At 46.1% G+C, this 23,558-nt stretch carries 24 protein-coding genes, 3 tRNA genes and 1 other RNA gene; 7 read left to right on the forward strand and 21 right to left on the reverse strand.

Annotated elements, in window-relative coordinates; genetic code table 11:
- The first annotated feature begins 3 nt into the window (after positions 1 to 3).
- On the forward strand, positions 4 to 843 hold the full coding sequence (locus tag DESDE_RS17260) for a flagellar motor protein MotB (protein ID WP_014795311.1): 840 nt from the start codon (positions 4 to 6) through the stop codon (positions 841 to 843).
- A gap of 4 nt (positions 844 to 847) precedes the next feature.
- On the opposite strand, the gene DESDE_RS17265 is transcribed toward DESDE_RS17260, so the two are convergent.
- Positions 848 to 1,888 (reverse strand): M28 family metallopeptidase, encoded by a 1,041-nt coding sequence (locus DESDE_RS17265; protein WP_014795312.1) that lies wholly within the window; start codon positions 1,886 to 1,888, stop codon positions 848 to 850.
- A 39-nt stretch (positions 1,889 to 1,927) separates the two neighbouring features.
- Here DESDE_RS17265 and DESDE_RS17270 point away from each other — a divergent pair, with 39 nt between their 5' ends.
- The 3 genes from DESDE_RS17270 (at position 1,928) to DESDE_RS17280 (ending at position 3,910) form a co-directional block, all read left to right on the forward strand.
- Complete coding sequence (locus tag DESDE_RS17270; RefSeq protein WP_014795313.1) at positions 1,928 to 2,365, forward strand: YaaR family protein; 438 nt, start codon at positions 1,928 to 1,930, stop codon at positions 2,363 to 2,365.
- Positions 2,366 to 2,448: 83 nt separating this feature from the next.
- On the forward strand, positions 2,449 to 3,243 hold the full coding sequence (locus tag DESDE_RS17275) for a CheR family methyltransferase (RefSeq protein ID WP_014795314.1): 795 nt from the start codon (positions 2,449 to 2,451) through the stop codon (positions 3,241 to 3,243).
- Positions 3,244 to 3,610: 367 nt separating this feature from the next.
- Positions 3,611 to 3,910 (forward strand): hypothetical protein, encoded by a 300-nt coding sequence (locus DESDE_RS17280; RefSeq protein ID WP_014795315.1) that lies wholly within the window; start codon positions 3,611 to 3,613, stop codon positions 3,908 to 3,910.
- Positions 3,911 to 4,001: 91 nt separating this feature from the next.
- Here the strand turns inward: DESDE_RS17280 and DESDE_RS17285 are convergent, their stop codons facing one another.
- The 4 genes from DESDE_RS17285 to citD all read right to left on the reverse strand — a co-directional run bounded on the left by DESDE_RS17285 (position 4,002) and on the right by citD (position 7,071).
- The gene (locus DESDE_RS17285; RefSeq protein ID WP_014795316.1) at positions 4,002 to 4,193 is read right to left on the reverse strand and encodes a Rossmann-fold NAD(P)-binding domain-containing protein; all 192 of its coding nucleotides are present in this window, start codon (positions 4,191 to 4,193) and stop codon (positions 4,002 to 4,004) included.
- A gap of 234 nt (positions 4,194 to 4,427) precedes the next feature.
- Complete coding sequence (gene citF / locus DESDE_RS17290) at positions 4,428 to 5,972, reverse strand: citrate lyase subunit alpha (protein ID WP_014795317.1); 1,545 nt, start codon at positions 5,970 to 5,972, stop codon at positions 4,428 to 4,430.
- Positions 5,973 to 6,005: 33 nt separating this feature from the next.
- Positions 6,006 to 6,710: an HpcH/HpaI aldolase/citrate lyase family protein gene (locus DESDE_RS17295; RefSeq protein ID WP_014795318.1), complete on the reverse strand. Its 705-nt coding sequence runs from the start codon at positions 6,708 to 6,710 to the stop codon at positions 6,006 to 6,008.
- A 73-nt stretch (positions 6,711 to 6,783) separates the two neighbouring features.
- Positions 6,784 to 7,071 (reverse strand): citrate lyase acyl carrier protein, encoded by a 288-nt coding sequence (gene citD, locus DESDE_RS17300; RefSeq protein WP_014795319.1) that lies wholly within the window; start codon positions 7,069 to 7,071, stop codon positions 6,784 to 6,786.
- 252 nt (positions 7,072 to 7,323) lie between these two features.
- On the opposite strand from citD, the gene DESDE_RS17305 reads away from it, so the two are divergent.
- Both DESDE_RS17305 and DESDE_RS17310 read left to right on the forward strand, forming a co-directional pair.
- Positions 7,324 to 7,611, forward strand: a complete 288-nt coding sequence (locus DESDE_RS17305; protein WP_014795320.1) for a hypothetical protein — start codon at positions 7,324 to 7,326, stop codon at positions 7,609 to 7,611.
- A 73-nt stretch (positions 7,612 to 7,684) separates the two neighbouring features.
- Positions 7,685 to 8,056 (forward strand): YueI family protein, encoded by a 372-nt coding sequence (locus tag DESDE_RS17310; RefSeq protein ID WP_014795321.1) that lies wholly within the window; start codon positions 7,685 to 7,687, stop codon positions 8,054 to 8,056.
- Positions 8,057 to 8,132: 76 nt separating this feature from the next.
- On the opposite strand, the gene DESDE_RS17315 is transcribed toward DESDE_RS17310, so the two are convergent.
- The 10 genes from DESDE_RS17315 to dnaG all read right to left on the reverse strand — a co-directional run bounded on the left by DESDE_RS17315 (position 8,133) and on the right by dnaG (position 15,909).
- Positions 8,133 to 9,263 carry a zinc-dependent alcohol dehydrogenase gene (locus DESDE_RS17315; protein WP_014795322.1) on the reverse strand — a complete coding sequence of 377 codons (1,131 nt, stop codon included), beginning with the start codon at positions 9,261 to 9,263 and terminating at the stop codon, positions 8,133 to 8,135.
- Positions 9,264 to 9,471: 208 nt separating this feature from the next.
- An RNA gene (gene rnpB / locus DESDE_RS20850) (RNase P RNA component class A) lies at positions 9,472 to 9,864 on the reverse strand.
- A gap of 68 nt (positions 9,865 to 9,932) precedes the next feature.
- Positions 9,933 to 10,091 carry a hypothetical protein gene (locus DESDE_RS22145; protein ID WP_014795323.1) on the reverse strand — a complete coding sequence of 53 codons (159 nt, stop codon included), beginning with the start codon at positions 10,089 to 10,091 and terminating at the stop codon, positions 9,933 to 9,935.
- Positions 10,092 to 10,471: 380 nt separating this feature from the next.
- Positions 10,472 to 11,638, reverse strand: coding sequence for a Nif3-like dinuclear metal center hexameric protein (locus DESDE_RS17320; protein ID WP_014795324.1), 1,167 nt, complete (start codon positions 11,636 to 11,638; stop codon positions 10,472 to 10,474).
- On the reverse strand, positions 11,617 to 12,414 hold the full coding sequence (locus DESDE_RS17325; protein ID WP_014795325.1) for a tRNA (adenine(22)-N(1))-methyltransferase: 798 nt from the start codon (positions 12,412 to 12,414) through the stop codon (positions 11,617 to 11,619). The genes DESDE_RS17320 and DESDE_RS17325 overlap by 22 nt, the downstream gene beginning before the upstream one ends.
- A gap of 64 nt (positions 12,415 to 12,478) precedes the next feature.
- Positions 12,479 to 12,554, reverse strand: a tRNA-Glu gene (locus tag DESDE_RS17330).
- A 10-nt stretch (positions 12,555 to 12,564) separates the two neighbouring features.
- A tRNA-Ile gene (locus DESDE_RS17335) sits at positions 12,565 to 12,639 on the reverse strand.
- 10 nt (positions 12,640 to 12,649) lie between these two features.
- Positions 12,650 to 12,724 (reverse strand) — tRNA-Asn (locus DESDE_RS17340).
- Positions 12,725 to 12,833: 109 nt separating this feature from the next.
- Positions 12,834 to 14,018, reverse strand: a complete 1,185-nt coding sequence (rpoD, locus tag DESDE_RS17345; RefSeq protein ID WP_014795326.1) for an RNA polymerase sigma factor RpoD — start codon at positions 14,016 to 14,018, stop codon at positions 12,834 to 12,836.
- On the reverse strand, positions 14,005 to 15,909 hold the full coding sequence (dnaG, locus tag DESDE_RS17350; protein ID WP_014795327.1) for a DNA primase: 1,905 nt from the start codon (positions 15,907 to 15,909) through the stop codon (positions 14,005 to 14,007). The genes rpoD and dnaG overlap by 14 nt, the downstream gene beginning before the upstream one ends.
- Positions 15,910 to 16,312: 403 nt before the next feature.
- Between dnaG and DESDE_RS17355 the strand changes: the two genes are divergently transcribed.
- Positions 16,313 to 16,903: a GerMN domain-containing protein gene (locus tag DESDE_RS17355; RefSeq protein WP_014795328.1), complete on the forward strand. Its 591-nt coding sequence runs from the start codon at positions 16,313 to 16,315 to the stop codon at positions 16,901 to 16,903.
- A gap of 155 nt (positions 16,904 to 17,058) precedes the next feature.
- On the opposite strand, the gene DESDE_RS17360 is transcribed toward DESDE_RS17355, so the two are convergent.
- The 6 genes from DESDE_RS17360 to DESDE_RS17385 form a co-directional block, all read right to left on the reverse strand.
- Positions 17,059 to 18,048, reverse strand: a complete 990-nt coding sequence (locus DESDE_RS17360; RefSeq protein WP_014795329.1) for a deoxyguanosinetriphosphate triphosphohydrolase — start codon at positions 18,046 to 18,048, stop codon at positions 17,059 to 17,061.
- A 114-nt stretch (positions 18,049 to 18,162) separates the two neighbouring features.
- Complete coding sequence (locus DESDE_RS17365) at positions 18,163 to 19,509, reverse strand: 4Fe-4S binding protein (RefSeq protein ID WP_014795330.1); 1,347 nt, start codon at positions 19,507 to 19,509, stop codon at positions 18,163 to 18,165.
- Between the two features lie 4 nt (positions 19,510 to 19,513).
- Complete coding sequence (locus DESDE_RS17370; protein WP_014795331.1) at positions 19,514 to 20,668, reverse strand: NADH-quinone oxidoreductase subunit I; 1,155 nt, start codon at positions 20,666 to 20,668, stop codon at positions 19,514 to 19,516.
- Positions 20,669 to 20,709: 41 nt separating this feature from the next.
- Positions 20,710 to 21,402 (reverse strand): TorD/DmsD family molecular chaperone, encoded by a 693-nt coding sequence (locus tag DESDE_RS17375; RefSeq protein WP_014795332.1) that lies wholly within the window; start codon positions 21,400 to 21,402, stop codon positions 20,710 to 20,712.
- 337 nt (positions 21,403 to 21,739) lie between these two features.
- Positions 21,740 to 22,915 (reverse strand): NrfD/PsrC family molybdoenzyme membrane anchor subunit, encoded by a 1,176-nt coding sequence (gene nrfD / locus DESDE_RS17380; protein ID WP_014795333.1) that lies wholly within the window; start codon positions 22,913 to 22,915, stop codon positions 21,740 to 21,742.
- Positions 22,916 to 22,928: 13 nt separating this feature from the next.
- Positions 22,929 to 23,549, reverse strand: a complete 621-nt coding sequence (locus DESDE_RS17385; RefSeq protein ID WP_014795334.1) for a 4Fe-4S dicluster domain-containing protein — start codon at positions 23,547 to 23,549, stop codon at positions 22,929 to 22,931.
- Positions 23,550 to 23,558 lie beyond the last annotated feature (9 nt).

Below are 23,558 nucleotides of genomic sequence, written 5' to 3' on the forward strand. Positions count from 1 at the left end.
CACATGGCGAGAAAACGAACTGAAGAACCTGAAAAAGATAGTTCCGAACGCTGGCTCCTGACCTATTCGGACCTCATCACTCTGCTCATGATTTTCTTTGTAGTTATGTATTCCATGAGCCAGGTGGATGCGAATAAATTCCAAGCCATCGCTGAGTCCCTCAGCATCGCTTTAGGTGGAGGCACCCCTGCTCAGATAGAAATCGGCACCTCTCCCTCCGGGCCGAACCTGATTGAAACTTACCCCGTCAACAAGCCGAAGGAAGGAAAAGGGCCCGAGAATGGCGAAGGAAATGGCAAAGGTGACGGTACCGATATGGAGAATATGACTATTGAAGCCATTAAGCAAAAGCTGGATAAATTTGCTTCAGACAATGGCATCGAGGCTAAGCTGGTCTCCTCCATTGAAGAGCGCGGGCTGGTCATTAGTATTCAGGACACCCTCCTTTTCGAGAGCGGAGCTGCGGAAATCACCCCCAAAGCTCGGGAAATCCTCGATAAAATCAACAACGTCCTGGCCTCGGCTCCGAACTACATTAAAGTAGAAGGACATACGGATAATCTTCCCATTAACACCGGCCGGTTCCCCAGCAACTGGGAGCTTTCCGTACTACGGGCCACCAACGTGGTTCGCATCATGCAGGAGATCATCCCTGCCGAACAGCTCTCCGCTACCGGTTATGGGGAGTACCGTCCTATCACATCAAATAACACCGAAGCCGGCCGGGCAAGAAATCGTCGCGTCGACCTGGTCATCCTCCGCTCCAAATATGATTTAACGGAGCCCGGACAGTCCCTGGCAGCCGATCCGACCTCAGGAACATCCGCAACTCCGTCAAATTAGACTTCTAAAAAGCAAGGCTCTTGACCGCTCGATACACGATTTCCGTAGCCAGCTGAACCTGTTCTCTTTTAACTATCCCAATCGTATCCTGGGTGGTGTGATTATTCTCCAGCCACTCCCGAGCCAGAAGGGTCACCGCGGGGATACCCGCTTTGGCAAAGGTGATTTGGTCGCTGTTATGACCATTGCTTTGAACTATCATCGCACTGGCTCCTACCTCAGCGGCCGCCTTTTGAACAGCCTCAGCAGCTATCTTGGCCTTATCATCCGCCCAAAGACCGAAATTTCCAATCATGCCGTTACCAATGGTATCTACGTTGATAACGGCCTTTATTCTATCTAAGGGAAAACTGGGATTCCTTACAAACGCTTTAGAACCCAAAAAGCCCATCTCTTCGCCGCTCCAGAAGGCAAAGACCAAAGTCTTTTTGGGAGCCGCCTTCTCCCGAACCAGCCGTCTAATCACATCAAGGACACAGCCCACTCCGGAAGCGTTGTCATTGGCCCCCGGATACAACTGTCCTTCAAAAATTCCCAGGTGATCATAATGGGCAGAAACCAGGATAACTTCCTCCGTTTCCCCCTTAAGGCCGCCAAGAATGTTCAGGCTGGGAGCCCGGAGAGTGTCAGGGTTACCCACAGCAAAGGTTAAACGGTTACCGACGACAGTCTCTTTCACTTCATGAATCGTAAAGGCATGAGCAAAGCTCTTATTGCTATCTCCCATGGGCTTCAGGCCCAGCATGCTCAGTTCCCTGGACAGATATTGGGAAGCTCTTCCCTCACCGGCTTGACCGGTCCGTCTGCCCTCCATCTCCGGAGAACTCAAAGCGAGGATATCATCCATAGCTGTTTTGCTGAGGCTTGCCGATTGGAAATACTCATAAATCGTTTGAGCTTCCGGCGGGACCACATAGAGCTTGGCTCTGGGTTGCTTCATTAAGGGTTCAATAGCTGCTTTTAACTTGTTGTCAAAGCCAATCCATGGTAAAGTAAAGGCTCCAAGACCAAATAACATTTTCAAAAAAAAGCGTCGTGTTTGCATGTACAGCGTCCTTTCAAGTCTTTTACAGGGGGAATGGCAATGCCTATACGAATTAACGGAGCTCAACAACCCGAGTCCCTGACCCGCCCCAGCCCCTCATCCCAAAAAGGGGAGCTGGATTTCAATCAAATTATGAGCCAGACTCGGAAGCTGCAAGGTCAGGAGCTTCAGGAGTTTTTGACCCGCCTGGAGAAGAAGGGCCAGCAATTGGCCGAAAGCTTCTCCCTGCGAGATTTATCTGATTTTAAAGAGTTGGTCAAATCCTTTTTACGCTCAACCTTCGGGCAAAGCCGTCGGGTCTCTGAAGAATCCTTTTGGGATTTCCAAGGACGGCCTAAGGTTCTCTCACGAATCAACGATATTGATAAAGCCCTTGAAGAACTCGGGCAGAAAGTGCTGGATACACAGGCTAAGCCTTTAGAGATTCTTAATCAAATCGATGAAATTCGCGGACTTATCATTGACCTATTTGGATGATTCATCTTGACCGGGCAAAATTCCTTCTTTATGCTTAAAGTTAGAATTTAAATAGGCTAATAGAGATGAAAAGAGGTGCTTCCTTGGCAAACTTAGATACCAATACTTATGAGTGGTTTATCAAAGCTTTCCACCCGAAAAGCGGACTCGATCTTAATTTTTATAAGCAAAATCAAATGGAGCGGCGTATCAGGAGCTTTATGACCTCTCATAGTTACAAGACCTTCCCGGACTTCATTAAAGCATTGGATCAGGATAAGGAATTGTATGACGCCTTTTTTAAACATTTAACCATCAATGTCACCCAGTTCTTCCGGGACACCAACCAATGGAAGACCTTAAGAGAAGTGATTCTCCCGAAGCTTCTTGAGAAGAAGCCCTCCTTAAAAATCTGGAGCGCAGGATGTTCCAGCGGGCAGGAACCTTATACCATGGCCATTACATTAATGGAGTACTTCCCTCAGGCTCGTTTCAGTATTTTGGCTTCTGATATTGATGTCAATGTCCTGGAGCAAGCGAAAAAAGGCATTTATAAGGAAGCTGATTTCGCCAGCACTCCCCCGGAGATTATCAAGAAGTATTTTACCCCTGTGGATGGCGGCTACCAAATCAAAGAACAGGTCAAACGCTCTGTAACCTTCCAAAGGCAAAACCTTCTCACCGATCGCTTTGATTCAGGCTTCGATCTTCTGGCCTGCCGCAATGTGGTCATTTACTTTACTGAAGAAGCCAAAGACATGCTCTATCGTAAGTTCGCCAACTCCTTGAATCCTGGAGGAATTCTCTTCACCGGAAGCACGGAACATCTCTTTGGTATGAACCATCTGGGCTTTAAGCTGATCTCCTCATTCTTCTACGAAAAGCAAGTAAAGGTATAAACAAACACTATCCCATTATAACTGAATAGGATGCCGTTGCAGCATAAATTATTTAGTCGTGTGCAAAACCTGCGGGAAAACAGCTATTGAATTTACCCCTGTGTCATCTGAAGGTAGTGATACTCTTTCGGGATGACACAGGGGTTTTTAAAAAAATCGTTCGTCAGGAATCGAGTATTAATCCGTTTATTTGAAGTTTTCTTCCCGGAAGTTTAATCTTACGAGTGGACAGTGCTTAAGGGTGGGTTGATTTTGTCGGATATTTCACTTTTCAATTCATCAATAGTTTGTTAAACTAATGTTAAAACCAAGAGAGGAATAATTGGTCAAAAGGCTAACTAAAACTAAGAGGAAGGTGGGATTTCTATTGTACTTCCACGATAATCTTATCATCTGTTATGTCCAAGACCCCGATAACGATCGTTATCTCTTCCAGCTGACAGGAGGGGAGGTATGCGATGTAAGCAAGGAGGAATTCTATGCCCATTGGCAGGAGTACCGTGCCTTTGAGGAAGCACGTGCCCTGGATGTGGTCGAACCCTATCGTCCACTTCCTGTTACCTTCTCCACCACATACAATGTTAAACGTATGCCTATTAATATGCATTTGAGGCGCAAACGCAAATCAGCTTATTTAATGCAACAGCCCATGCTTGCTCATGGCTAATTGTGAAAAGAGCTGAAAACCGTATGCGCCTTTTAATTTGCACGTAAAAAGGGACTTTTAGAGTCCCTTTTTTGTATTATTATTTAAGTTTTCATGAAGTCATATGATTGGATTGTTGGTAGGCTGCAACCAACTCATCCACATGGTAAGTAACCCCTTTACCTTTGTACTCCAGCGAAACCTGCTGGGCTGTGGGATTATAGCCGATATACTTCATCCCCAATTGCTTCGCCATCTTCGCCAGTTCAATACGCGCGCTTCGTCCCATGTCTTGAAATTTCATAATGCACACGCCCCTTATACCGTTTTTTCTCTCTTTTAGGTAAATCTCGGGAGTTTGGAGTACGTATTCAGTTTTCCAATTCTTTTTGAATCTTTAAGTCTTTTTTAGAAAGACTAACTCCAGTCAATATCAGTGCTTGTTAGCACTTTGTCGACCCTTCGTTAAGATAATAATATCCTATTCACCGGGGCGATGCAACTTGCATTTCCACCCAGAGTTGTTGATTTTTTTCCTTTAATCTTTGGGTTCTCTTACCACGTCAATGACTGTCCCATCACGGTATTCCACCACAGCCACCACCCGCTCAGTGAACTCGATAGTTTCAGGAACCCCTGTCAGCCTTTCCGATATTTTCTTGAGTTCCTCAATAGTTATGATGGGAAGTTTGCTATCCTTGAGTTTTTCCAAAAGATCGGTTCGTCTGGGATTGATGGCAATACCACGCTCTGTCACTAAGACATCAATGGTTTCCCCAGGGGTGGTCACTGTCGTGACTCTATCTTTAATTACCGGCAGCCGCCCCTTGGTCAGATTAGTTACGATAATGGCGATCTTGGAGCCCGCTGCTGTGTCGTTATGCCCCCCAGAAGCTCCCATGATGATCCCATCGGAGCCGGTAACCACATTCACATTAAAGTCCGTGTCGATCTCTGTGGCTCCTAAGATCATGATATCCAGGTTATTAACGATGGCTCCTTTGTCATGAGGATTCCCATAGAGCGAACCGGACATGGCCTGATGGCGAGGATTTTCCCTATAGGATGCCACTGCTTTCAGATCAAAGCATTGCACATCGAAAAGGTTTCGAAACAGCCCTTCATTGAGCATGTCTACGATATAGCCTGTGATTCCGCCGGCAGCAAAGGACCCGACCACCTTCTTTTCCTTCATGAATTTGCGTACTTCAGCAGCTACAGCTAAGGATGTCCCACCGGCTCCTGTTTGGAAGGACATTTCATTTTGGATATAACCGGCTTCATTGATAAGTTGAGCGGCCATTTTGGCAATCCGCAGCCCCACAGGATCTTTGGTCACGGTAAGAGTTCCCGAAACGATACCATTGGCATCACCGATGGAATCCACCTGGACCACATAATCGACAAAGTCTTGGGTAATCTCAATAGGACAGGCCGGGTATGGAGCTAAATGATCGGTAACCGCCACGACCTTATCCGCAAAGAAGGCATCGGCCACAGCGTAGGATAAGGTACCACAAGCGGCAGGTCCGCCCACTCCATTGATATTTCCATAGGCGTCGGCTGTGGGAGCTGCAATAAAGGCTACATCAATATGAAGGTCCCCGCTTTCAATCGCCCGAGGACGTCCTCCATGGCTCATAAACACGGCGGGCTTTTGCAGGAAACCCTGGGAAATAGCTTTAGCCACAGGCCCAGGGGAAATATAGTTGACGGAAATCTTAGTCACGATTCCCTTTTTTATATACTCCACAAGGGGCTCGTGAATGGGGAAAATCCCTGTTGCCGCCACATGGATATCTTTGACCCCACGTTTGGCGATAGCAGCCATCACCTGGTTAAGGACATAATCTCCATTCCTTAAATGATGATGAAAGGATACAGTCATCCCATCCTGGATTCCCACTTTATCCAGAGCTTCTTCAATAGTGGCCAGCAGCTTCTTCTCGCCAGGTTTAACCGAGCGCAGAGTCACTGAAGCCTTAGCCCGTTCACCATAATTGGCAAAGGCCCCCATGAATGGTCTGACTGTTCCGTAGCCTTCTATGTAATCCGGGATCTCTCTTCCAAGGTTATTCTTCATAGCATTTTCTTCCCTTCTCTAGATCCTTTTGTATCAGAAGATGGTATTCAGGGTATCAATCTGGCGGCCATCCAGGGCTAATTTGCCTGTAAAGCCCAGTCTTTTCGCCGTTAAGGCATCCTTCTCCAAACCCTCGTTATCATTGCTATCAGTAAAACAGGTATCGATGGCATGGATACCAGCTGCCCGGCAGGCGATGCCCACTCGGCCACGGACATAAAGAAGTTCATCCCCTTCTTTTGTGCGTTTTGCTCCAAACTCGGCCATGAGACCCTCGGCATTAAGCCATACCCCGGTAACCCGGGGAGAAATCCTGATAAGGGTGTTCATAGTCTCTATACCAAGAGCCGTTTCCAGGACAGGAATCAATTCAATACCGCCCTTAAGAAATCCCTCTTCACTTTCTATAGCCGCAAGTATACTATCCACTTGTCGGATGATTTCCGGATTGGCCTTAGGGATAACCAGCGCCCCCGGCTTTACCCGGGGGATACTCTCCATATCCTTTTGCCCTTCTTCTGTGTCCAGAGGATTGATCCGGACCATGACCTCGACCTTAGAGTAGTCCAAGAAGCTGAGTGCTTCTCTGACCAGATGACGGGCACTATCCTTTTCTTGGGGAAGGACTCTTTCTTCCAAATCGAACAAAACCACATCAGGTTCAAACACAGGTGCATCCTGCATGCTTTTCGGACTGTTTCCGGATAGTATCAAAAGGCTTCTTCTTCTCTTCATCATTAAAAGCGTCTCCCTTCATAAGAAAACCCTAAAAAGCTAAGCTAAACATCGTTTCAAAATCAGGCTATAAAAATTAATCACGCGTTCCAGAAGCAAGCGCCCTTTCCAAAGCCGTCTGAACTCGTGCCCGAATGGTATAGTTCAAAGCGCCTTTGTCCTGGACTTTAATGATGACATCATCCACATCCATTTCAGACACCTTGCCTCGCACAACTTCCTCGATTTGTTTACCGAATTGCTTGAAGATGACTCGTTTGGTTTCTAATTGAATTTGAACTCCACCTTGGTCATTGGGCATCACTGTCACCAGTACATCGTTGGATTCCAGTGCCCCTGCCTGTGCAGTAGTGCTGATCTTCATAGAAATTCCCTCCTTACACCTCTTAAGTATTGCATGCTCTTGCCATCATTTATGCAATATGTGCGCACTATCTTTTTTAAGTGTAAACCTGTCATTCCCACTTTGACAATAGAATATAGGTTTTCAGGAAGGTTCGCAATATTTCGAATATCTAAATTCCGGAGACAGTTCTCTGGAACAAGTGTATAATTTAAGAATGAGTTCTATGAAAATAAGCATGAACTGCATACTATTCCCCTAGGAGGCGTTTGTGTGAGTATCTTTGAAGCCCTTATGCTCCTTAGTTTTGGAGCCGCATGGCCTTTTTCCATTTACAAATCCTATATATCCCGGTCCATGGAAGGAAAAAGCCCTTTCTTTCTCGTTATCATCATCTTCGGTTATATCGCAGGCATCCTGCACAAGCTCTTTTACCAGTATGATCTGGTAATCTACCTTTATATACTGAACCTTCTTATGGTCTCGGCAGACTTTCTTCTCTACCTTCGCAATAGCCGTCTGGCTAAAGTCCATCGCAAGATTTCTGAATCCATCATTTAGATTTCCTATAGAAGAAGGATAATCAGGGCACTCTATAGAAGGTTATTTATCCTGTGTAAGGGGGGATCTATGTATGAGTGAGAAGCAAAGCGAACTCGAACAACGTCTTATGGTGGGCCTGCACGGAACGCCTGAACTCAAACATCATGAGAAAGTGCAGCACCTTGGTCAGTTCCGCGAACGGATAATACGGTTGCTGACGAAAAACCAAGTGGAGGATAATCATGTCTATCCCGAAATCGAGGAAGCGCTTAAGGACCCTCGTGCCATACGCCTTCTCCTTAACGGGGATTTGGCTTATAGATATCGTGATAAATATATAAAAATCGCTCGCAAGCACAGCAAGCCTTATACTGTGGTCAATGATCCCAGCCTTAAAGGCAATGCAGGTTTAGTCGTGGTCGCTGACCATGCCGTGGATGTAGATAAGATTGAGGTTAAGTAAAAATCAAGGACGGCTCAAAGCAAAAAAACTTTGGTCCGTCCCTTTTTATATTAACTTTTGAGTTAAATCTCCATTCCTATGGTTTCAACACAACTTTAATACAGTTATCCTTTTTCTCATCAAAAATCTCATAAGCATGTTCTCCTTTATCCAAAGAAAGCCGATGAGTAATGATATCCGTTGCATCGAATCGGCCTGTTTTGATTAATCCCAAGATAGAATCCACATAGGAGTGAGCCGGACATTGCCCCATCTTCAAGGTGATATTCCTGGAGAAGAAATCCCCTAGAGGAAATAGATTGTATTTTGACCCATAGACACCTACCAAAGCTACGGTCCCGCCTTTTCTTACCGCTTGAGTGGCAATCTCAATGGCAGATTTAGATCCCCCCTGGAGTTTAAGCAAGGTCTCGATTTTCTCTAGGGTGGATGCTTTTCCATCCATACCCACACAGTCGATAACCACATCCGCACCTCCGTGAGTTATCTCCTTAATATACTCTCCAGTGTTGTCGTGGTCCTCAAAGTTAATAGTCTCCACCCCGTAATGCCTATAGGCATGATCCAACCGGTAGCTAATGTGATCTACAGCAATGACTCGTTTGGCCCCCTGGAAAATGGCCCATTTGATAGTCAATAGACCTACCGGTCCACACCCCAGAACTACCACTGTATCACCCTTTTTTACCCCACCGATTTCCACTCCCCAGTAAGAGGTCGGTAGGATATCTGTTAAGAAGAGGACCTGCTCATCGGTTAACTCCTCCGGAACCACCCTGGGTCCCACGTTAGCATAAGGAACTCTCAGATACTCTGCCTGTCCTCCATCATAACCCCCAAAGGTGCTGCTATAGCCAAAATACGCTCCCGATTCCACTTCCGGGTTCGCGTTATCACATTGACTCCATAGGTCATGCTCACAGTACCAACAATGCCCGCATGCGATAGGAAAAGGAACGATGACCCGTTCTCCTTTTTTGACCTTATAGACATCCTTGCCTACCTCTTCCACGATACCCATGGTCTCATGGCCAAGGACAAATCCCTCAGGCATATTAGGGACCATACCATGAATAAGATGGAGATCCGAGCCGCATATGGCTGTGGATGTAACCTTGACAATGATGTCGTCGGGTTTTTGTATTTCCGGGTCCCCAACATTCTTGACCTTCACATCTCGAACTCCTTCATAGACGATTGCTTTCATATTAATTACACCTTCCAGAAAGATAGTTGCACATAGCTTTCTCCCGCTGGCGTGGATCTATTCAAGACCTAAACTTCTGCGCCTTAATATTTATACCCATACCAATTAAGCATGCCAATCAAGCATTCCAATACAAAAAAGCCCTCCAGCGTGAAATCTCACGAAGAGGACTATTTTCGAAAGTTTTTAAACTCATCGGTAAAATGCAGTGCAAAGCCAATCTGTAAGCCGGGTTCTGTACCTTCCTTTCAGAAGGTGATGATCATCTATCTAGGACCGTTGTTACCAACGGCCTCAAGCGACCTTACCCGGAGACAAAAACGGGCCGTTTCATAGTCTCCCTATTCGGTCTTGCTCCAAGTGGGGTTTGCAGGGCCAGCCTGTCACCAGGCTGCCGGTGAGCTCTTACCTCACCTTTCCACCCTTACCTACTCGAAAAGTCAGTCTCAGGACTAACTTCCGCTATCGGCGGTATATCTCTGTTGCACTGTCCTTAGGATTTCTCCCACTGGGTGTTACCCAGCACCTTGCCCTATGGAGCCCGGACTTTCCTCAGAAGCAACCTTTCGGTTCTTACTTCCGCGACCATCCAATTGGCTTTGCTTAACTATCTTACTTGATTCTGACCTTTTGGTCAAATAGATTTAAATGGATTGATTTCCAACCTACTTAGCTTTTGGCAAAACTCTTCTGTGGTTGACGAATTTGTTCCATTTCAGCATCAATATCCATCAGAGATGTAAGCAACTTTGCTTTATTCTCGGGACCTTGAGAGAGTTGTTTCAAAATGCGGTCCCGTTCTAGACGTAAAAATTCTGTACGGCTCATAATGTAGTCCCCCTTATATTTCCATTCCATATACTTAATGCAGTGAAAACAATGAATTGTTATTAAAGGAAATTTTCAGTAATTACACTTTAGCATGCTTTCGTATTTAAATCCGTGATTCCAATCACTCTATTAAAAATACCCAGACAATACTGCTTTTCTTTTTATAACATTTGGAATAATTTCAACTTCCTTACGACATTATTCTACAACAAAAGACTTTGTGTGTCAATAATTTATATTCAGAATAATCCCTCTTTTCTTGCTAATAGAATGCTTCGCATTTTGCTATTTATTTCTTTTTAGTTATTAGCAATTACAGAAGATTTTAGAGTTAAAAAAAGCACTTCTATTTAACAATAGAAATGCCTTTACAAAATCTAAGTATTCAGCGTTCTCCATGGATTTTTCATTTTTTCACTGATGATCACTTCAACCTCTGCCAAAGCTTTTTCCCCTTTTAAATACTCTGCCAAGGCCTTCACCATAGGGATTTCGCCCCAGAAGTGCCCCATATCCATGATGGACAGTCCTGCTTCAAGAGCATCTAACGCTTCATGATGACTCACATCTCCGGTGATCAAGAGGTCGACCCCTTTGAATAGTGCTTTGGAGATAAAGCTCCCTCCGCTCCCATTGACAATGGCTATTTTGCGAAGAGTCTGCTCAGGACTTCCAGAAATGCGTACGGTAGGTTCCTCTGCCAAGGAGATAGGAGCAAGTTTTTTTAAACTCGCAGAGAGTTTAAGAGAAAAACTACCCAGACTCTCGGGCTCTTTTAAATAACCCATAATACCATAGCCCCGGCTTGCTCCCGTGTTATAGAGAGGGATTAAATCATAAGCGGGCTCCTCGTAAGGGTGTGCTTTTTTCAAAGCTTTCACCACGCGGTCTATGCGGTGCTCAGGGATAATGCTCTCCAGCCTTATCTCCTCTACTCGCGTCAGTTCGCCAATCTCACCGATGATGGGCTGAGCCTCTCCTAGAGGCCGGAACATTCCCGTTCCTTCTCCGGCAAAGAAGCACTCGGCATACTCAGAAGCATGGGGGCCGTCTGTGATCCCTTCCCCAACCCCTGCTTTCACGAGAGCCTGGCGAACCTCCTCGGCATGGTCTTTAGGAATGAAGGCAACCAATTTAACAAGCTTTTCTGTATGTGATATTTTAAAATGCTCCATCTTTTCCAGTTCTAAAGCCCTTCCCAGACTCCAGCTGGAAGACAAGGAAGATTGGTCCAAATTAGTATGGGCTGCATAGTAGGCGATTCCCGATTGAATCATTTGGATAGGTAATCTTGCTCCTTGATTGTCAGAGCGGAGATTTTTCAGGGCTCTAAACAGGATGGGATGATGGGCTATGATCAGTTGTACATCCTTTTCCCGGGCTTCCTGCAGGACTTCCGGAGTAGCATCCAGGGTTACCAGAATTCGCTCTACAGGGGCAGCAAAATCCCCCACCAACAGCCCTACATTGTCCCATTCCTCGGCCCAAGCCTTGGGGGCAATCTTTTCAATGGTTTGAGCAATTAAACCAACGGAAACAGGCATTTTTCCAACTCCTCCAATACTTTGATGGACATGACGTACTCCTGAATGCGCTTTTGCACCTTCTCCTGGTTGGACTTTTGCATTTCATGGTTAGTTCTCCGCAGTGTTTGTATCTGCTCCAGTATCAGCACTCTAAGTTCTTCACTGGGAGAATCTAAAGCAAGGGGACCAAATTCCCAGATCCACTTTGTAAGAAGGCTTTCACTCCACTGGGAATCACCTAACGCCCCCCAAACCAGATCCTGCCACTTTTGTACTTTGCGCTGCAGCTCCTCCAAGGCATATCCTTCCCGACGCGAGAAATGCATCACCCCATAGATTCGGCCTTCTTCAGCTACATACTCTTCCTGCTTCATCTGCCAGCCTGCTTGCAGCAAGGTCAGGCGCACTTTCCCCTCAGCTCCTTGAGGCTGGAGAATGAGGTCATTAACCTGAGACAAAACTTCCGGCCGGGCGGCAAAAATCTCCAGCATCGTATTCCCGCCCATTCCGGCTAAAGTGAGAGTATCCACTTCCCCTACCTGAATGGGCTTTAATCCATCCCCATACCGGACATCAATGACCGATTGCAACCCTCGGCTTTCGATAGCTGAGCAAGCGGAGCGATAAGGTCCCTCATGAACATCCACTGCCACAGCCTTTATAATCTTTTTATTCTCCCATAGGAAAATCGGTAAATAAGCATGATCGGTCCCGATATCCCCCAGCCGGGAACCTTCAGGAACAAATGCCGCCACACGTTGAAGGCGTGGTCCCAAATTTACGGAAACAGCCATAGGTTAACTCCTTTCAACAAAAATAGCGAGATGCTTAATACATCTCGCTACATTCGTTCTTAAGTGGTGACCCGTACGGGATTCGAACCCGTGTTACCGCCGTGAAAGGGCGGTGTCTTAGGCCGCTTGACCAACGGGCCATTGTTATAGTGGTGGGCCCACCAGGATTCGAACCTGGGACCAACCGGTTATGAGCCGGCCGCTCTACCGCTGAGCTATAGGCCCAATAAAAAAATGGCTCCCCGAGCAGGACTCGAACCTGCAACCTACCGGTTAACAGCCGGTTGCTCCACCATTGAGCTATCGAGGAATGCCCTTTGCAGAGTTTATTATACGAGATTCGTATTAGCTAGTCAAGCTTATATTTGATGTTTTTTTGTTCTAAATAGTGAGAAGCCTTTGACCTATCCCCTTGGTTCTTATTCAAGGTAATCCTTAAGCTTCTTGCTGCGGCTGGGATGACGAAGTTTCCGCAGGGCTTTGGCCTCAATCTGACGAATCCGTTCCCGAGTTACGCCGAATTCCTGGCCTACTTCCTCCAAAGTCCGGGTACGACCGTCATCAAGACCAAAACGCAAACGCAGAACCTTCTCTTCCCGGGGAGTCAGAGTCTCTAATACTTCCTCCAGCTGTTCTTTTAACAGGATAAAGGAAGCCGCCTCCGAGGGCGCCGGGGCATCCTCATCAGGAATGAAGTCCCCTAAATGGGAATCTTCTTCTTCTCCAATGGGCGTCTCTAAGGATACCGGCTCTTGGGCAATCTTCATAATTTCCCGGACCCGTTCTACTGAAATATCCATTTGAACAGCAATTTCCTCGGGGGTTGGTTCACGTCCTAATTCCTGCAGGAGCTGGCGTGATACCCGAATCAGCTTATTGATGGTTTCCACCATATGCACAGGAATTCGAATAGTTCTTGCCTGATCGGCAATAGCTCGAGTAATAGCCTGGCGAATCCACCATGTGGCATAGGTTGAGAACTTAAAGCCTTTTACATAATCAAATTTTTCCACAGCCTTAATCAGTCCCAGGTTACCTTCCTGAATCAAATCCAGGAAAAGCATCCCCCGGCCTACATAACGTTTGGCGATGCTGACAACAAGACGCAAATTGGCTTCTGCCAAACGGCGTTTAGCACTTTCGTCCCCTTGTTCCATGCGTTTGGCCAGTTCAATCTCCTCTTCTGCCGTAAGAAGGGGAACTCGACCAATCTCTTTAAGGTACATACGGACAGGATCATCAATCCCTACCCCTTCGGGAATGGAAAGATCCACATCCACATCCACCTCTTCCTCAGCATCAGGGTCATCCACATCGTCGGGGATTTCATCAGTGGCCTTTTCCAATGCTTCCACTTCACCCGCTTCAGGGATGATATCAATCCCCATCCGGCCGATCTGTTCATACACTTCGTCAATCTGTTCGGCTGTGAGCTCAATTCCTTGGAGGGTATCCATGATCTCCCGGTAGGTTAAAGAACCTTTTTTCTGGCCTTTTTGTATCAGCTCTTTCACCGCATCGACCTTTAGTTGGTCATCATTCATAGATTCCCCTCCCTTCTTGGTTTCATTTTTCTGTGTGCTCATGACCTTACTTTTCGCCACTTCTCAACCGCTCTCCTATCTCTTTTAACAGGGCTAAAGCACCTGTCAAATCGCCGGATTTTTCTAATTCAACCATTCGAGCCTGAAGCTCTTCCACAGTTTCTTCTTCATTTATCGAACGAATCTGTTTAATACAATCATGGAAAAGTCGTTCTGGATTGGATAGCTCCATATCTTCCAGCATGAGTTGGGCTACCTTGCTTTGCAAAGCGTCGGATTCCATACTGGGCATAGCTCCTTTTCCAATACAGCGTGCTTTTTCAATATAATCAAATATCTGCTGATGATAAGCTACCTTCCAAAATCCCTCTTCGAATTGTTCCTTGAATTCTGAGACAGGAATCAATTGTTCAAGCAAAAGACGTAACAGAACTTGCTCAGCTCGAATCACTCCATCAGGTACTGATGCTCCAGTTTGAGTCGGATTTGCACACCTATTGATATTATCCCTTTTTTTTACAGAAATATCCTGTTTGTTAGGAAATAATTCCTCTTCAGAGGCCCTTTTCGAAGGTTTTCGGTCAAATCCTGCAATTTCCGCTTGAACCCTATCTAAAGTTAAACCCAACTCCAGACTCAGAAACCGCTCATACCCTTCCCGCTCCACAGGACTTTGCACTTTTATAATATCCGAGGCTAATTCACGGACCAATTCTGCTTTCTCCGGAGCCGATAGAGTTGGTTTCGTCTTGACATGGATCTGATATTTAAACTGAATATAGGGCTCTGCCTGAGCTAACGCTTTATTAAATTCTTCCACTCCGAAGGTTTTTAGGTATTCATCCGGGTCCTTAGCTCCGGACAGACTTAAGATATCTACCCGAAAACCCATATCCCGCAATAGTTCACCCGCTCGAAGTGTTGCTTGAGTTCCAGCCTGATCCGAATCATAAACGATCACTACCCGCCCAGTGTAGCGATGGATCAATTTTGCCTGCTCCCGGGTTAAGGCTGTTCCCAAAGAGGCTACTGCGTTTTTGAAGCCTGCTTTTTGTAAGGCGATAACATCCATGTAACCTTCTGCCAGAAGAGCGAATCCGTGTTCCCGGATCCCCTGGTGAGCTCGGTGCATTCCATATAAATGATGTCCCTTGTTAAAAAAAGCAGTCTCTGGTGAATTCAGATATTTTGGTGTAGAATTATCTAAAACTCGCCCTCCAAAGCCAATGGTCTTTTGACGCGAGTCAAGTATTGCAAAGATTACCCTTTTCCGGAAACGGTCATAGAAGCCGCGGGATTTCCCTTCCGAATGGTCTCGTTCCAAGGCAAGTCCGGCTTGAGCCAACTCCTGGGGGTTTACTCCCCGGGCACTGAGTGCCTCAATCAGTCCGTCCCATCGTTCGGGAGCATACCCTAAACGAAATTGCTTTATGGTCTCTTCATCTATCCCTCGCTGCTTAAAGTACAGCCTTCCAGGCTCTCCTTCAGGTTTATGCAATAGGACTTCATGAAAATAACCCGTTGCCCAATCGTGAATCTCTTCCCAACGACGTCGACGGGTTTGTTGTTCTTTCTCACGGGGTGAAAGCTCTTTCTCCGGGAGAACAATACCGTGTTTTTGAGCTAAATGCTCCACCGTTTCGACAAAATTCCAGTTTTCTTTTTTCATTAAAAAAGAAAATACATTACCACCCGTATGGCAACCGAAGCAATAAAAAATCTGTTTATCCGGGGTTACCGTAAAACTCGGGGTCTTTTCCGAATGAAACGGACAGAGGCCTAGGTAATTCTTCCCTTTCCGTTGAAGTCGTACATATTCGGAAATTGTATCCACGATATCGGAACGCAATCTGACTTCTTCAACGATTTCCTCAGGAATTCTATAGTCCACTGATTGTAATTCGCCACCCCTATGCCATATTTTTGACAGATTGTCAAGATAATAATACATTTATTGTTTCGCCAAAAAACTCAAGAATCCTCTTTTTCACTTTCGTAAAGCATAACTTCGTTGCATACTTTCCTCCTGAATAAGTGCAACTAGGCAGCTGTCTGCGCCAGAGGCTTGCCACCAGCCAAGTTTTCTATAAAATCTTTCTTTAAAATCAGACTTTTTTGGTGTACAATATATATTCTAGATATATTTAGGGTCTATAAATATTATTCTACCTTCCTTAACTATTTCCTCCTTCATTTCGACTTTTTCTTTCCTTCTTACCGCCAGCCGCGGCTGATCGCTTTTCCTCCTCTTCTTTTCGTGCTAAAATGAATTAATGGCTAATTTTTATACATAGATGAGTCAAGTCACAACATTATGCTAAACTAAAAAATGACTCAGAAAGGTGGACGATCCTATGTGTAACGCTAAATTCCGCTCTTTGATTATCGCATTTTCCATATTCTTTTTAACCTTTGGCTTAGTAGGCTGTGGATCCGATGACACCACGAAAAATACGCCTCCATCTCCCCCTCCTGCCAATGTAACAGATCCCCAAAACCCTGACCCAGTTGAACCGGCTCCTACGGAGACTGTGGAGGTTACGATGTATTTCCCTACATCGGATGCGACAGGGCTGGTCCCAACTGACCGGACGGTAAACGTTGCAAAAAAATCGAGCGAGGAAGTCATTGCTGAGATGTTCAAAGAGTTCGCGAATCCCCCTTCGGGTTTGGTGGCTCCCCTCCCCAAGGAAACAAAACTTCTGGATGTTAAGATTAAAGACGGTGTCGCCACCATTAATCTGTCCAATTCCTTCAGAGAAAACTTTGAGGGGGGCGCCACAGGAGAACAGATGGTCCTTTACAGCATCGTCAACTCCTTAACCACCCTTAAGGATGTGGACTCTGTAGAATTCCTTTTGGAAGGGGAACTGAAGGCTGCTATTCTCGGCGGTTTGGATACTTCAACCCCTGTAACGGCCAATGAGAGTTTAATCCTAAAATAAAAGGTTCTTACTATTATCCATCAACAAAGACATATTAAAGAATGTTTAAGGGAGTGTCGCATAAACTACTTTTTTAAAGTAGTTGGCGATACTCTTTTTTATAAAAAAAGGTCCGTCTTACGGCGACAGACCCTTGATTATTTTTGCATAAATTCTTAATGTCTGGGAACTAGGAAGTTTTGAAAGAGATCAATGGCATAATTATCGGTTAGCCCGGAGATATAGTCCACCACGGCTTTGACCGCATCTCCATCAGCCCAAACAAGGTATTCCTGAGGGAGAAACTGTAAGTTTTTCATATAATAATGGAATAAAGCCTGGACAACGTATTCACCTTTACGCCGCTCTTCACGGAGGGCCTCGCTGTTATAGACTCGTTCAAACATAAACAGTCGAAACTCCTGCATAGCCTCTGTAACAGGGCGAGATTGTTGGATAGAGGTTTGATTCTGTGAACTTTCGATCATGTCCACCACCATAGTGGTGATCATGCGGCTGGGATTATCCCCCAAAGTAGACACCACCTTCTCGGGGAGCTCTCCTTTGTGAATGAGCTCTGCCCGCAAGGCATCATCATAATCGTGACAAAGATAGGCAATACGATCCCCTGTCTTGACGATCTGCCCCTCGAGGGTATAGGGGATTCCTTTTCCTGTATGATGAAGCACCCCATCCAGAACTTCCTGGGTCAGATTCAGCCCTTTTCCCTCCCCAGAGAGAACTGTGAGGATGCGAACGGATTGCTCATTATGCTCAAAACCTCCGATAAGTTTGACGATGGCCTCCTCTCCCACATGGCCAAAGGGAGTATGCCCCACATCATGCCCGAGGGAAATGGCTTCGATGAGGTCTTCATTTAAGCGCAAACCTCTGCCAATGGTGCGGGAAATCTGTGAGACTTCCAGGCTGTGGGTCATCCGCGTCCGGTAATGATCCCCCGCAGGTGCAATATAAACTTGCGTCTTATGCTTAAGCCGGCGAAAAGGCTTACTGTGCAAAATACGATCCCGATCCCTTTGGAACTTGGTCCGAATGTCACACTCCGCTTCTTCCCGCGATCGTTTAGCCTCACTGCTTTTAGCAGCATGAGGTGAAAGTCGCTCCCATTCTTCTCTTTCTGTACGGATCCGAATATTTTCCACCATACTCACTCCTCCTTTGAGGCTGGGTCAATCTCTTATATTATAGCATGAGGTCTGGACATAAATATAACCTATAAAAAATCCGTGTAATTTATTACGCAAGGAAACATCTATCTTTTAAAATAATCCGATGTTTTGCAACAAAGCTCCAATAATCAGTATCCATAAGACGCCAATTCCGGCAGCCAGGATCTTATCCGATGAAATCAACAGAGACGTTTGCTGCGCTTCTTCTTTTAGGCAGCCGGCACACTGTCCTGGGCACCCCTCTTCCCTTTTATCTGATTTGGGGGGGATAGATTTCCGTCCTAAAATAGCGCTGGCCTTTCGTTTGCACAGGGCTGTGAAATCCAAAAATGCGCCTACAGGACAAAAGCAACGACACCAAAAGCGGAGGATAAAAATGGAGAAGAGCAAGATGATCCCCATAATAATCCACTGAGAAGTGTTGCCGTCAGCATCAAAGAACACTGAAAACGGTTCATAGCTGGCTATCCCCGGGTTGTTTAACAATAAAGCCAATAATGCAGCCAGCCAGAGAAAGAACCAGCGGCTTTTTCGGGCTATCGTAACGAGCCTGGGATGCGGATGATAGTTGGCTAAGTTCAAGGCCCTATAGATTCCTTCTTGAACAGCTCCGAAGGGGCAGAGCCAGGAACAGTAAAAATTTCTGCCCCAAAACAACGTAATCAGGAACACCCCGATGACCATCACATACCAGATGGGACGTTCCGAAAAAGTCGGCATCTTGAGAGCGATAATACTCATATAATTGCCGATGGTCAAGGAAACGTTCTCCATGAACCCTAAAACAAAGACCGCTGCTACCAATATCCAGAGTCTAAGCTTCTTCATATTGCGGGAGGAAGCGAGAATGGCAAGAGCCAGCATAAGAACGACGAGACCATCCTGCCATTGAAAATGGAAGGTTTTTAACGGGGGAACCTTTAATCCCAGGTGATTTTCTCCCACTTGGTACATCCCTTTTTCAACGGCCAGCATCATCCCTTTAGCAGTTCGTGTGGCTCCACTGACAATATCGATATCTTCATGGGCTTCTAAGGGTTCGGAGACCGTTTTCCCCAGAAAATTTTCCGGATAACCGGCTACCAGGACCTTCTTTAGATAAAGAGGAGTTTCGGAATCATCCAATAGTACTGCATTGGCAATCTTTCCTTCCTCACTCACTATGGTTAGCATAGTGATCGGCCCGCCATAACCGGAAGCGCTGGAAATCACCCCATAACTTAAAAATGTCCCCTCCTGGTTATATAAGGCATAGCTCTTATAGGCGCCCTCCACCTCTTTAAACTGGCTTGCCGACGGTTCTCCTTGCTGCAAAAGACCCAAGAGATCCTGCTTATTGGTACTCTGTTGATAAATAAATGTCATGAGCAAGAGAAGGCAGGCGAAAACAATGACGCCTGTCTTCCCTTTTGCTTTATTGAATTGAGTATTAAACATTGTTTTACACTAACTTTCCGAATAGTTTTTTGCGAACATCTGAGAGTATATCCTCTTCAGAAGGCTCTTCCTTACACCAGTAACACAGATCATCCTGACTAGTGATGGTTTCCGCTTCACAAATCCTACATTTTCCGACCGGAGCTTTAAATATGGACTGCTCCTTGTAAGGTTGAGCATTGGGTTGTCGATCCCGGAGAATAGAGCGCGTGGGACAAGACAGCATGCATATGCGGCAATCTAAGCAGTGCCCACTGGTAAAGTCATGAATACATTCCTTCACTTCCACTCGAATCTTCAAGGCTTGCGTAGGACAATACCGGGCACACATCCCACAGTTAACACATTCCATACTCATTTGGATAGATGGCCAATAGGCTGGGCTTCCCCCCTCTTGAAAGTGACTAGAGTAACTATCTTCCAGACGCTTCTGCCAATCAGGCAGGACATTGATTCTGGCCCTTTTCGCCCTTTCATCACTGCCGGGGGGTGCTTTTTTCTCTTTGGCCATGAGCTCGCTCCCAGGTTTCCGGCCCATCAAGGTTAGAAAAAGATCACGGCGGGAAGTTACTTTCAAGCCTGAGGATACAGCTTGGAGTTTCTTTTTCTTCTTCGCCTTCTCTGCCGTGTAAATCAGGGAGAAGTCGGGGGTATGCCCGGAAGCTGACAACCATTCCATAGCCGTTTCTACAGCAAACTTCATGCGCTCCAGGCAATCTTTCATGGGGCAATTCTGGCATTCATCCAGGCGCAGCTCCACCCCGGTGAGTAACCCCAATTCATACCACATTCCTTTGGAAATTGCACTTAAGCAGGTGTGAACCTGCACCGCCCCTTTGTTTTTTTCCTCTTTACTAAGATAGGGGGCGGGATGATAACCGCAGAAAATCTGGGTGGATTTTGCCCCTTGCTCTTTCACGTCTGAGCTTATCGTCGTCTCATCCCATTGCGTGGAACCAAAGACCTGAGTAGGGCAATCCGAGAAGCACAGCCCGCAACCCAGGCATTGATCTTGAATGAGATAAATTTGGTGATCAGATAAAATTAATGCTTGTCCTGGACAATGGGAAACACAATGGTTGCATTCCACACCATTGTGCCGCTGATTCAAACATCGCTTTGTGTCAACTTGCACATGAGCACCGTGATTAAAAAGCATGCCTCCCACTCCTCATCACAAAATTCGGAACAACTTCTTCTTTACACCTGTATAATTTTTGTTAACCCCAGCAAAGCCAATTGAGCCACTGCGAGATAAGTTGCCTCATTTGTCTCAGTTTGTAACATCTCAAAAAATTCCTGGCCCCACTTTTTAAGATGGAGCTCTTCAAACCCTTTGATCTGCTTTTCAATTTGGGTTATTTCTTCAGCGTTTTGCTCTTGGAGGGCCTTACCCTTCCTGGCATAGAGATACATCATAAATTCCAGCTCTGTGGCCATATGATCTGCCGGTTCTGCAGACTGCTTTACCACTCTGACTCCGGCTTCCCGGTAACAGCGTTCCGCGTCAAGAGCTGCCGGACTCATAAAGAGCATGACTCCCCCATTGGCTTCTTCGGGATTATGGAGAAAAAGGGTTTCATAAATGCTAAGTGCAGGTTTCTTCGGATCATCAAACAGTCTTGTATACTCTCTCCTCATCCGGATTAAAAGGGTTGTAGCATCTTCCTCTGCAGAGATAAGGGCGTTTAAGGCCTCTCTCATCTTCGCTATATCTTCCTGACTGCAGGAAAGTTCCTCAAGAATGTTTACCGCATCTTGTCCATAGCTCCCATCCAGCATGGCCTCAGCCAGTTCATGATTGGGAAGCCGCAGGGAAATAGAGAGCATTTGATAAAAATCTGAAATTGCAAAAGCAGTCATAACATCTTGTACCTGAACGTTATTACTCATTTTTTTCTCCTTTTTCTTGACCTCTACTTAGTTTCATTTTAACAAAGCTCTAATGGATTCTTCTATATCATTTGATATACGTTTCACATTTCATTCTCTTCTGATTTAGTGTTATTCATTTTTATCTAGCTCTCAATAATTTTATAATAAGGCTCCCGATAAAGCTGTCAGGAATACTTATGGAGTTTTGTCCCGAAAAAACACTACAGAGAAGATTGGCTTATGCGAAGCAGTAGCCATAGTCGCCTTATGCCTGCTGGTTTATGCTTTCCGATTAACTAGATATTTGAAGCTCGGGATTGCTCCCGAGCTTTAGTTAAATGCATCTCCCCTATTCCTACTTCCGGGCATTTACCCCGAGGTTCAACTTGCTCAAACCCAAATTCAGAAGCAATGCTCCCAGTGCGACGATGCCCAAAGATAAACCTATTTCGATCAAACTGGGTACATAGGGACCTGTTGTTCCGCCATATACCGGTGGTCCGGCATAAGTGATGAGAGGGTTAAATAATTGGGCCTGGAGGAGATTCGACTTAATAAGGTAGATGGCAACCAGGGCGAGTACTGCACCTGCAACAATGCTCCCTGCCTTCCCTGATGTTCCTGGTTTAGACAGGAGCACGATGGCTGCGATTAGAGCCACCAACTCCACCCAGAAGCCTAAAGCTCCTTCACCAAACACCAGCCAATGGAAGGCAGCATATTCTTCTCCGCCGCCGGGGTAAAGGCCAATGAAGACTTCCCCCACCACTACGATGAGTTCGATACATAAGAGCACGGCAGCCACTTTCCCCATCTTGCCCAGTAGTTTCACCGGCATTTGGATGTAACCACTTCTTTTTAAAAGGGTGGCCAGAATCATTTGCACAGACAGGGCTGCCACTAAGGCGGCGATCAGGAAGGATAGGGGCTGTACCGGGGTATTCCAGAGAGGACGGGCAATTTGGAAACAGAAGACGAAGGAGGTCACCGTGACCAAAATTCCGGCGATAAAGGAAATTACGGCAACAGGCTTCACTGAGGCTTCATCCTTTTTCCCTTCATGGACCAGTATCAGCTGACGGGTAAAGATGATGGAAAGGACCATATAAGAGGCCAGCATGAGGAAGTCCCAGAACATGGGAGAGGTCAAGTTGCCGCTGGTAATGAACAGCCAGGCCCGTTCCGGGTTACCGATGTCCACGATGATGAACAAGGAGGCGGCTACGATACTGGAGACTGCTCCCAGATAGGAAGCAATCCGGGTATAGGGTTTGAATTCAATGAACTTAAAGAGATAAGGTACTGCTGCGAAGAGCAGGCTTCCGGCAGCAACCCCTGTGAAGATCATAAAGCCCACGATATAGAGGCCCCACATAGTGTTCACACCAAGGTTGGTCACTTGTAGACCTTGGGTCAGCTGCAGTCCCCAGCAGACTGAACCGAGGACGGCAAAGACTGCGAAGATAATGTTCCACAGATTTGACGAGGTCTGTTTGGTGTTTTTTACGGTGGTATTTGTTTGCACTGCCATACTTCACACCCCCTTAAGTTAAATAATAGACATTCGGCTTGGTGCCTTTTTCTTCGAGCAAGTGGAAATAGCTCCGGCCCTTAATCGCCTTGCTGACATCGCTTTCCGGGTCGTCGATATCCCCAAAGTAGCGGGCACGTCCAATACATAACTCCATACAGGCCGGTTTTTTCCCTTCCGCCAGTCGGTGGACGCAAAAAGTGCACTTGGAGACTGTATTATATTGATGTGGGGTTGTATTGACATCACCCACAGCAAAATCCACACGGTACTCTGGTTTTTTCCAGTTGAACTGACGCACTCCGCTATAGGGGCAAGCTACCATGCAATACCGGCAGCCGATACATTTATCATAGTCCTGGATGACGATTCCGTCTTCCTCCCGCTTATAGGTGGCTCCTACCGGACAGGCTTTAACACAAGCTGGATTATCACAGTGTTGGCAATTCACCGGCAGGTATTCCAAGGTATTGTTGGGGTAAGTGCCTGCCGCTGTATCCATGGCCTCCCCACCGACGGTAAGGATGCGGTTCCACCAGATCTCATTGGGCAGGTTGTTAGCCATTTTACATGCTACCGAGCAGGTATGACAGCCTACGCAGCGTTTCAAATCAATTGCCATGGCATAATGCATATTTCATTC

This window comes from Desulfitobacterium dehalogenans ATCC 51507 (assembly GCF_000243155.2).
GTDB lineage: Bacteria > Bacillota > Desulfitobacteriia > Desulfitobacteriales > Desulfitobacteriaceae > Desulfitobacterium > Desulfitobacterium dehalogenans.

Bases quoted from the DNA above. Each gene is read 5' to 3' on its own strand.
- DESDE_RS17265 (WP_014795312.1), bottom strand. From the start codon at position 1,888: ATGCAAACACGACGCTTTTTTTTGAAAATGTTATTTGGTCTTGGAGCC.
- DESDE_RS17310 (WP_014795321.1), top strand. From the start codon at position 7,685: ATGAGTGAGAAGCAAAGCGAACTCGAACAACGTCTTATGGTGGGCCTG.
- citD (WP_014795319.1), bottom strand. From the start codon at position 7,071: ATGAAGATCAGCACTACTGCACAGGCAGGGGCACTGGAATCCAACGAT.
- DESDE_RS22145 (WP_014795323.1), bottom strand. From the start codon at position 10,091: ATGAGCCGTACAGAATTTTTACGTCTAGAACGGGACCGCATTTTGAAA.
- DESDE_RS17260 (WP_014795311.1), top strand. From the start codon at position 4: ATGGCGAGAAAACGAACTGAAGAACCTGAAAAAGATAGTTCCGAACGC.
- DESDE_RS17285 (WP_014795316.1), bottom strand. From the start codon at position 4,193: ATGAAATTTCAAGACATGGGACGAAGCGCGCGTATTGAACTGGCGAAG.
- citF (WP_014795317.1), bottom strand. From the start codon at position 5,972: ATGAAGAATAACCTTGGAAGAGAGATCCCGGATTACATAGAAGGCTAC.
- DESDE_RS17325 (WP_014795325.1), bottom strand. From the start codon at position 12,414: ATGGCTGTTTCCGTAAATTTGGGACCACGCCTTCAACGTGTGGCGGCA.
- DESDE_RS17355 (WP_014795328.1), top strand. From the start codon at position 16,313: ATGTGTAACGCTAAATTCCGCTCTTTGATTATCGCATTTTCCATATTC.
- dnaG (WP_014795327.1), bottom strand. From the start codon at position 15,909: ATGTATTATTATCTTGACAATCTGTCAAAAATATGGCATAGGGGTGGC.
- nrfD (WP_014795333.1), bottom strand. From the start codon at position 22,915: ATGGCAGTGCAAACAAATACCACCGTAAAAAACACCAAACAGACCTCG.
- DESDE_RS17375 (WP_014795332.1), bottom strand. From the start codon at position 21,402: ATGAGTAATAACGTTCAGGTACAAGATGTTATGACTGCTTTTGCAATT.
- DESDE_RS17360 (WP_014795329.1), bottom strand. From the start codon at position 18,048: ATGGTGGAAAATATTCGGATCCGTACAGAAAGAGAAGAATGGGAGCGA.
- DESDE_RS17370 (WP_014795331.1), bottom strand. From the start codon at position 20,668: ATGCTTTTTAATCACGGTGCTCATGTGCAAGTTGACACAAAGCGATGT.
- DESDE_RS17295 (WP_014795318.1), bottom strand. From the start codon at position 6,710: ATGATGAAGAGAAGAAGAAGCCTTTTGATACTATCCGGAAACAGTCCG.
- DESDE_RS17320 (WP_014795324.1), bottom strand. From the start codon at position 11,638: ATGCCTGTTTCCGTTGGTTTAATTGCTCAAACCATTGAAAAGATTGCC.
- DESDE_RS17270 (WP_014795313.1), top strand. From the start codon at position 1,928: ATGCCTATACGAATTAACGGAGCTCAACAACCCGAGTCCCTGACCCGC.
- DESDE_RS17315 (WP_014795322.1), bottom strand. From the start codon at position 9,263: ATGAAAGCAATCGTCTATGAAGGAGTTCGAGATGTGAAGGTCAAGAAT.
- DESDE_RS17365 (WP_014795330.1), bottom strand. From the start codon at position 19,509: ATGTTTAATACTCAATTCAATAAAGCAAAAGGGAAGACAGGCGTCATT.
- DESDE_RS17385 (WP_014795334.1), bottom strand. From the start codon at position 23,549: ATGCATTATGCCATGGCAATTGATTTGAAACGCTGCGTAGGCTGTCAT.